Origin of the sequence: Pseudomonas sp. Xaverov 259, assembly GCF_019352915.1 — a bacterium.
Classification (GTDB): Bacteria; Pseudomonadota; Gammaproteobacteria; order Pseudomonadales; family Pseudomonadaceae; genus Aquipseudomonas.
The window spans coordinates 34,417-41,977 of the sequence record NZ_JAAAFV010000051.1 but is presented as its reverse complement, the minus strand read 5'-3'; the positions used below and the strand labels follow the sequence as shown (position 1 = coordinate 41,977).

Annotated in this window: 8 protein-coding genes; 4 read left to right on the top strand and 4 right to left on the bottom strand. The window is 61.0% G+C overall.

Annotated features, from left to right (window positions below; translation table 11 throughout):
• Nucleotides 1-189: 189 nt before the first annotated feature.
• Together cysQ and nudE are read right to left on the bottom strand one after the other, a co-directional pair.
• The gene (gene cysQ, locus K0H48_RS21780; RefSeq protein WP_219269102.1) at nucleotides 190-1,026 is read right to left on the bottom strand and encodes a 3'(2'),5'-bisphosphate nucleotidase CysQ; all 837 of its coding nucleotides are present in this window, start codon (nucleotides 1,024-1,026) and stop codon (nucleotides 190-192) included.
• On the bottom strand, nucleotides 1,023-1,589 hold the full coding sequence (nudE, locus tag K0H48_RS21775; RefSeq protein ID WP_017135384.1) for an ADP compounds hydrolase NudE: 567 nt from the start codon (nucleotides 1,587-1,589) through the stop codon (nucleotides 1,023-1,025). The genes cysQ and nudE overlap by 4 nt, the downstream gene beginning before the upstream one ends.
• Nucleotides 1,590-1,676: 87 nt before the next feature.
• Here nudE and yrfG point away from each other — a divergent pair, with 87 nt between their 5' ends.
• A complete protein-coding gene (yrfG, locus tag K0H48_RS21770) occupies nucleotides 1,677-2,339 on the top strand; it encodes a GMP/IMP nucleotidase (protein ID WP_219269101.1) in 663 nt (220 codons plus the stop codon).
• A gap of 30 nt (nucleotides 2,340-2,369) precedes the next feature.
• On the opposite strand, the gene lysM is transcribed toward yrfG, so the two are convergent.
• Nucleotides 2,370-2,813 (bottom strand): peptidoglycan-binding protein LysM, encoded by a 444-nt coding sequence (gene lysM / locus K0H48_RS21765; RefSeq protein WP_058422617.1) that lies wholly within the window; start codon nucleotides 2,811-2,813, stop codon nucleotides 2,370-2,372.
• A 234-nt stretch (nucleotides 2,814-3,047) separates the two neighbouring features.
• Here lysM and fdhD point away from each other — a divergent pair, with 234 nt between their 5' ends.
• The 3 genes from fdhD (at nucleotide 3,048) to K0H48_RS21750 (ending at nucleotide 6,969) form a co-directional block, all read left to right on the top strand.
• A complete protein-coding gene (gene fdhD / locus K0H48_RS21760; RefSeq protein ID WP_219269100.1) occupies nucleotides 3,048-3,887 on the top strand; it encodes a formate dehydrogenase accessory sulfurtransferase FdhD in 840 nt (279 codons plus the stop codon).
• Nucleotides 3,884-6,232, top strand: coding sequence for an FdhF/YdeP family oxidoreductase (locus K0H48_RS21755; protein WP_219269099.1), 2,349 nt, complete (start codon nucleotides 3,884-3,886; stop codon nucleotides 6,230-6,232). Before fdhD ends, K0H48_RS21755 begins: the two co-directional genes overlap by 4 nt.
• A 257-nt stretch (nucleotides 6,233-6,489) precedes the next feature.
• Nucleotides 6,490-6,969: a glycine zipper domain-containing protein gene (locus K0H48_RS21750; protein WP_138817298.1), complete on the top strand. Its 480-nt coding sequence runs from the start codon at nucleotides 6,490-6,492 to the stop codon at nucleotides 6,967-6,969.
• A gap of 144 nt (nucleotides 6,970-7,113) precedes the next feature.
• On the opposite strand, the gene K0H48_RS21745 is transcribed toward K0H48_RS21750, so the two are convergent.
• Nucleotides 7,114-7,545, bottom strand: coding sequence for a thioesterase family protein (locus K0H48_RS21745; RefSeq protein WP_219269098.1), 432 nt, complete (start codon nucleotides 7,543-7,545; stop codon nucleotides 7,114-7,116).
• Between the last annotated feature and the right edge of the window lie 16 nt (nucleotides 7,546-7,561).

Below are 7,561 nucleotides of genomic sequence, written 5' to 3'. Positions count from 1 at the left end.
TACTGGGGCCGCTTCGCAGCCCAACGCAGGACAAGCCTGCTCGCCACAACAGCCCACCTGCCACAGACTTCGCGTTAACCGGTTGTGTAGATACTTATGCTGCGATGAGGCCGTTTCAGTCGAATCAACTATCGACTGATACACCGCTATCGCAGGCAAGCCAGCTCCCACATTTGACCTGTTGTGGCCTTAAGAGCGGGCCAGGGTCAGCAGACGCTCACGCCACGCTGCCTTAGCCGGCAGCGCCAGAAAGAACGGGTTCAGCAAAGAAGCCCGCGCCGGATAGCTGAACGGCGCACCACTCAACTCCAGCACCTCCCCGCCCGCGCCTTCCAGCACGCCCTGGGCTGCGGCCGTGTCCCACTGCGACGTCGGCGCCAGGCGCGGGTAGCAATCGGCGCTGCCTTCGGCCAGCAGGCAGAATTTCAGCGAGCTGCCGATATTGGCCAGCTTCAGCTCACCCAAGCCTTCGCTCAAGCCACTGAGCAGGCGCTCTTGCTCCGGGCTGCTATGGCGGCGGCTGGCAACCACGGTAAAGGCCTCACCGGCCGCCGGGGTCTGGCGCACCTGGATCTGCTTGGGCGCCTCGCTCACGTCCGAGCGCCATGCGCCAAGGCCCGCGCCACCGAAGTAGCAACGGCCACTGGTGGGCATCGACACCACGCCAAACACCACGCGGCCTTGCTCGATCAACGCAATGTTGACGGTAAATTCTTCGCTGCCGGAAATAAATTCCTTGGTGCCATCCAGCGGGTCCACCAACCACCAGCGCTGCCAGCTGGCGCGCACGTTCTGGTCGATATCGGCGTCTTCTTCGGACAACACCGGGATGCTCGGGTCCAGGGCGGTAAGGCCCGCCAGGATCAGATGGTGAGCCGCCAAATCGGCCGCCGTCACCGGCGAATCATCCGCCTTGGAGGTGACCGCCACATCCGCACGCCAATACGGCAGGATGACTTCACCCGCCTGGCGCGCCAGCTCGATCACAGGGGCAATAAACGGATGCCCTAAAAACAGTTCGCTCATGCGACAAAAGCTCCACGCTGGGTCAACAGGTCTCGTACCAAATACAGGGCCGCCAATGCACGGCCTTCACTGAACTGCTCGTTTTGCGCCAGCATCGACAGCTCGCGCAGGTTGACGCGTTCCACGCGCATCGGCTCTGGTTCATCGCCTTCCAGGCGTTCTTCATACAGCTCGGTGGCCAGTACCACCTGGATTTTCTGGCTCATGTAACCAGGCGACAAGGACAGTTCGGTAATGTGCTCCAACTGACGCGCGCCATAACCGGCCTCCTCCTTGAGTTCGCGGTTGGCCGCCGCCAGTACGTCCTCGCCAGGTTCGATGAGGCCCTTGGGCAAGGACAATTCATATTCGTCGGTGCCGCCGCAGTACTCTTCCACCAGCAACGCGTGGTCGGCATCGATCATCGCCACGATCATCACCGCGCCGTAACCGGCACCGCGGCCTACCAGGCGCTCGTAGGTCCGTTCAACGCCATTGGAAAAGCGCAATTGCACTTCCTCCACGCGGAACAAACGGCTACTGGCGACTATTTCGCGGGCGAGGACGGTGGGTTTCTGGCGCATAAGCGGCTCCTTGGCGTGATCGGGTTACTATACCGTGGCTTTTCCGATTGTCTGTGTCGGATATCTTTACTTACATGAGAACGCCCCATGCCCTCTTTGCCCTGGCACGCCATCGACACCGTCCTGCTGGACATGGACGGCACCTTGCTCGACCTGCACTTCGACAACCACTTCTGGATGGAGCACCTGCCCCAGCGCTATGCCGAGCTGCACGGCGTAAGCCGGGCCATGGCCGACATGGAGCTGCAGCCGCTGTTCGAGCGTAACGCCGGACAGTTGCAATGGTATTGCCTGGATTTCTGGAGTGCCGAGTTGAACATCCCGGTGCGCGAACTCAAACTGGAAACCGCGCACCTGATCGCCCTGCGCCCGGACGCGGACACTTTTCTGGCGGCGATCAAACAGGCCGGCAAGCGTGTGATTTTGATCACCAACGCCCATCGTGATTCGCTGTCATTGAAGTTGGAACGCATTGAACTGGCGCCGTATTTCGAGCGGTTGATCAGTTCCCACGACTACGGTTTCGCCAAAGAACACCGGCAATTCTGGGATGCCTTGCAAGCCGACATCCAGTTCGACCCGGCCCGCAGCCTGTTTATCGATGACACCTTGCCGATCCTGCGCAGTGCGCGCGACTTTGGCGTGGGGCATTTGCTGGCGGTCAAAGAGCCGGACAGCAAGAAGGGGCCAAAGGACACAGGGGAGTTTGCGGCGGTTGGGGATTACCGGGAATTGATTGTTGGGCTGTAGGAGCGAGCACGCTCGCTCCACAGGTCCCGCTTACTTGGCTGGAATACGCAGGGTCTGGCCTGGGTAGATTTTGTCCGGATGGGACAACAGCGGCTTGTTCGCCTCGAAAATCTTGTTGTACAGATTGGCATCGCCATAAACGGTTTTGGAAATGGCGCTCAAGGTGTCGCCCTTCTTCACCACGACAAAGGTGGCTGCAGCGACGACAGGACCGGAAACGGTAATCTGGTCATCAACACTGGCAACGCCTGCAATATTGCCCAGCGCCAGCAGTATTTTCTCTTTCTCTTCCTGGCTGGCAACTTCACCTGTCACGGTCACCTTGTCACCGTCGACGGTGGTTTGCACATTGGGGTTACCCAACCCGACCTTGGCCACGTGATCTTTTAACTGCTCGCTCGCGTTGGCATTACCCGGCGTCAACAGATCAATCAACTTCTCGCCTGCTTCCTTAACAAAGCTAAAAATACTCATGGTGCGCTCTCCTTGGGGTTTAAGTTCCAGATGCCCAAGACTAGACCAGTCCTGCAGACTTGGGTTCCAGGCCGGCCAAAGACCCAAACACGCTAGCCTGCGTTCTGCCTGGAATAAGGCCGCAACAGACGCCGTGATCGACGCCATCTATCAATAGATCAGTACAGCCGATTAGACGCGACCCTTTGTCGCGCCTAGTCTAAAGATTGATCATTCCCTCGGTGGTACTGCCCCATGAACGCCAAGCGCCCAGTCTGCGCGGCGCCTGCCCTCGAAACGCCCGCGCCAGCCGCCAGCCAGAGCTACCAGTTTTGCAATCTGGAACACACGGAAGTAGCCAGCACTGCGTTGGCCGAAGAAGTGGCGTTGGCGATTGCCTATAACGACATCAGCCAGGCGGTGATGCTGGTGACGCCCACCGACCTGGAAGACTTTATCGTTGGTTTCAGCATCGGCAGCGGCATTATCGCCGACGTTAGCGACATTTATGATCTGAAACTCAGCGGCACAGGCTCTGCCCAGTACGCTCACGTGCAGATCTCCAGCCGCGCCTTCTGGAACCTCAAACAGCAGCGCCGCCAGTTGGCCGGCACCAGCGGCTGCGGCCTGTGCGGGGTAGAAGCCGTAGAACAAGCGCTGCCGGACCTGCAAGTTTTGCCCGGGGCGCCTTTGCCGCCCGCCGAATGGCTCGACGGCCTGCGTCAACGTATCAGCGCGTTTCAGCCTTTGGGCCAGCACAGCGGCGCGGTACATGCGGCGATCTTTATGAACAACCAGGGCGAGTTGTTGATGGGTCGCGAAGACATCGGCCGGCATAACGCCCTGGATAAATTGATCGGCGCGCTGATCCGGCAAAAAATTCCGACCGACGGCGGCCTGGCGATTGTCACCAGCCGCTGCAGCCTCGAACTGATTCAAAAAGTGTTGCGCGCAGGCATTCAGACCCTGGTCAGCCTGTCGTCGCCCACTGGCCTGGCCCTGCAATGGGCGCGCCGGCACAACCTCAATCTCATCCACCTGCCGCAGAAAAGTGCGCCGCGGGTTTACAGCCCTGCGATGGAGAACCAGCCATGAGCATGCATCACCAAGCCGACCAAACCCCGACCCCGCGCTATAAGCCTTACAAAGGCCCGGCCGGCGGCTGGGGTGCACTGATCAGCGTGGCGCAGGCCTGGCTGACCAGCGACAACGCCATGAAAAACCTGCGCATGATGCTCAAGACCAACCAGAACGGCGGTTTCGACTGCCCTGGCTGCGCCTGGGGCGACTCGCCGGAAAGCGGCATGGTCAAGTTCTGCGAGAACGGCGCCAAAGCGGTCAACTGGGAAGCCACCAAACGCCGCGTGGACGCCGCCTTCTTCGCCAAGCACAGCGTGACCGCGCTGCTGGAGCAGAGTGACTACTGGCTGGAATACCAAGGCCGCCTGACCGAGCCGATGCGCTATGACGCCGAGACCGATCGCTATAAAGCCATCAGCTGGGAAGCCGCCTTTGACCTGATCGGCAAGCACCTCAACGCCCTGCCAAGCCCGGACATGGCCGAGTTCTACACCTCGGGCCGGGCCAGCAACGAAGCGGCGTACCTGTACCAGCTGTTTGTGCGCGCCTATGGCACCAACAATTTCCCGGACTGCTCGAACATGTGCCACGAAGCCAGCGGCGTCGCCCTGGCGCAAAGTGTTGGCGTGGGCAAAGGCACCGTGACCTTTGATGACTTCGAACATGCCGATGCGATTTTCGTCTGGGGCCAGAACCCCGGCACCAACCACCCGCGCATGCTCGAACCGCTGCGCGAAGCGGTAAAACGTGGCGCACAGGTGGTGTGCATCAACCCGCTCAAAGAGCGTGGCCTGGAACGCTTCCAGCACCCGCAACACCCGCTGGAAATGCTCACCAATGGCGACAAGCCGACCAACACCGCGTACTTCCGGCCGGCGCTGGGTGGCGACATGGCCATCCTACGCGGCATGGCCAAGTTCCTGCTGCTGTGGGAGCGCCAGGCCCAGGCCGAAGGCAAGGAGGCGGTGTTCGACCACGACTTCCTCAATGAACACAGCGTCAATGTGCTGGAGTACCTGGGCCAGATCGACGACACCTCGTGGGATGAAATCGTCGCGCAGTCCGGCCTCAGCTTGGTCGAGATTGAGCAGGCGGCGCGCATGTATGCCAAAGGCAAAAACGTGATCATGTGCTGGGCGATGGGCATCACTCAGCATCGCCATTCGGTGCCGACCATCCAGGAAATCGCCAACCTGATGCTGCTGCGCGGCAACATCGGCCGCCCAGGCGCCGGCCTGTGCCCGGTGCGCGGCCACAGTAACGTGCAGGGCGACCGCACCATGGGCATCAACGAACGCCCGCCGGTGGCGTTTCTGGATTCGCTGGAGCGTCGCTTCCAGTTCCAGGTGCCGCGTACCAACGGCCACAACGTGGTCGAAGCGATTCACGCCATGCTCGAAGGCCGCTCCAAGGTGTTTATCGGCCTGGGCGGCAACTTCGCCCAAGCCACGCCAGACAGCCCGCGCACCTTTGAAGCCCTGCGCAGCTGCGACCTGACCGTGCAGATCAGCACCAAACTCAACCGCAGCCACCTGATGCACGGCAAAGACGCGCTGATCCTGCCGTGCCTGGGCCGTACCGACATCGACATCCAGGCCGACGGCCCGCAAGCCGTGACAGTAGAAGACTCGTTCAGCATGGTGCACGGCTCCAATGGCCAACTGCAGCCGCTGTCGAAGCTGATGAAGTCCGAGCCGGCGATTCTGGCCGGGATTGCCGCCGCCACGCTGGGCAGCAAGCCGGTGGACTGGAACTGGCTGGTGGCCGACTACGGGCGCATCCGCGACCTGATCGCCGACACCATCCCAGGCTTCAAAGACTTCAATGAACGCATCAAGCACCCAGGCGGTTTCTACCTGGGCAACTCCGCCGGCGCACGCCGCTGGAACACGCCGTCGGGCCGCGCCAATTTCCGCCCGAACGTGCTGCCCAAGGACCTGATCCACGAACGCACCCACGCCACAGGCCGGGTGCCGGACCTGATCATGCAGTCGATGCGCTCCCACGATCAGTACAACACCACCATTTATGGCCTGGACGACCGCTACCGTGGGGTCAAAGGTCAGCGTGATGTGCTGTTCGTCAACGAAGCCGACATCATCCGCCTGGGCTTCAAGCCGGGGCAGAAGGCTGACATCGTGTCGCTGTGGGAAGATGGCCGCGAGCGCCGCGTGAAAGGCTTTACCTTGCTGGCGTTTGATATTCCGGCGGGCCAGGCGGCCGCGTACTACCCGGAAGTGAACCCGCTGGTGCCGCTGGAAAGCACCGGGGATGGCAGCCATACGCCGACGTCGAAGTTCGTGGCGATTTGCCTGGAAGCGGCGAGCGACAGCGGCTTGATCATGGCCCGCTCAGCCTAAGCCGATCGTTCCCACGCTCTGCGTGGGAACGCCGCCCTGGACGCTCTGCGCCCCCTTTCAACAGGCACAAAAAAAGGCCGCTTTTGCATAAAAGCGGCCCTTCCGAAGTAGCTAAAGACTCACAAAATAGACTTAAGTTCCCTATACAAAACAGCAACTTAGAGAATTGTATACAACTTGTACCGCCGGTCGGTTTTCGATTGTCAGCGCCTCGATACAACCTCAGGATCGCGCCGTCATCCTCTTGAGGTCTCTCTATGAAGTTCTCCTCGATTCTCTTGTTGTCCCTTGGCCTGGTCAGTGGCGCAGCCATGGCCGGTGGCACCACCGAAGCCGGTGTGGGCGGCGCATTGGGCGGGGTTCTAGGTTCGGTTGTCGGCCAGCAGTTGGGTGGCAACACCGGTTCCACCATCGGCGCCGCCTTGGGTGGCGCGGGCGGTAGTGCGGTGGGTGCCGACAAACGCAGCCGTGGCGAAGCCGCTATTGGCGGCGCACTGGGCGCAGCCGGCGGCAACGTCGTGGGCCGCAGCGTTGGCGGCAGCACCGGCGCACTGGTCGGCTCAGCAGCCGGCGGTGGTGCGGGTGGCGCGCTGGGTAACTACATGGGCAACAAGAGCGATGACGACGACCGCCGCTACCGCGGGCGTGATAACCGCCGCTATGACCGTGATGACCACCGTGGACGCGGGCATGCCTATGGGCATCGCAAGAACAAGCACCACTACCGTCATCGGTAAGGCCTAAAGAACACTTCTGGCCCCATGTGGGAGCGGGCTTGCTCGCGAATGCGGTATATCAGTCACCGGATTTATTGACTGAACCACCGCTTTCGCGAGCAAGCCCGCTCCCACACTAGGGTCAGGGTGCTTGCCAGGGCCAGGTCAAACCACCAACCGCTCCAACGCCTCGCGCAATTTCCCCGCAATCGCCACCGGCTGGTTCGACGCCCGATCCACAAACACATGCACAAAGCGCCCCGCCGCACAGGCTTCAACCTCGCCGGCCTTGAACACCGCCAACTCATATTGCACCGAGCTGTTACCGAGCTTGCCCACCCGCAGGCCGATATCCAGCCGATCCGGAAACGCGATCGAGGCGAAATAATCGCACGCCGAACTCACTACAAACCCCACCACTTCACCGTCATGAATATCCAGCCCACCTTCTTCAATCAGGTAGGTATTCACCGCCGTGTCGAAAAAGCTGTAGTAGGTGACGTTGTTCACATGGCCATACACATCGTTGTCGTGCCAACGCGTGATGATCGGCTGGAAGTGGCGGTAATCGGCACGTTGCGGCATTGAGTCGGGCATGGGCGGTTCTCTGGAA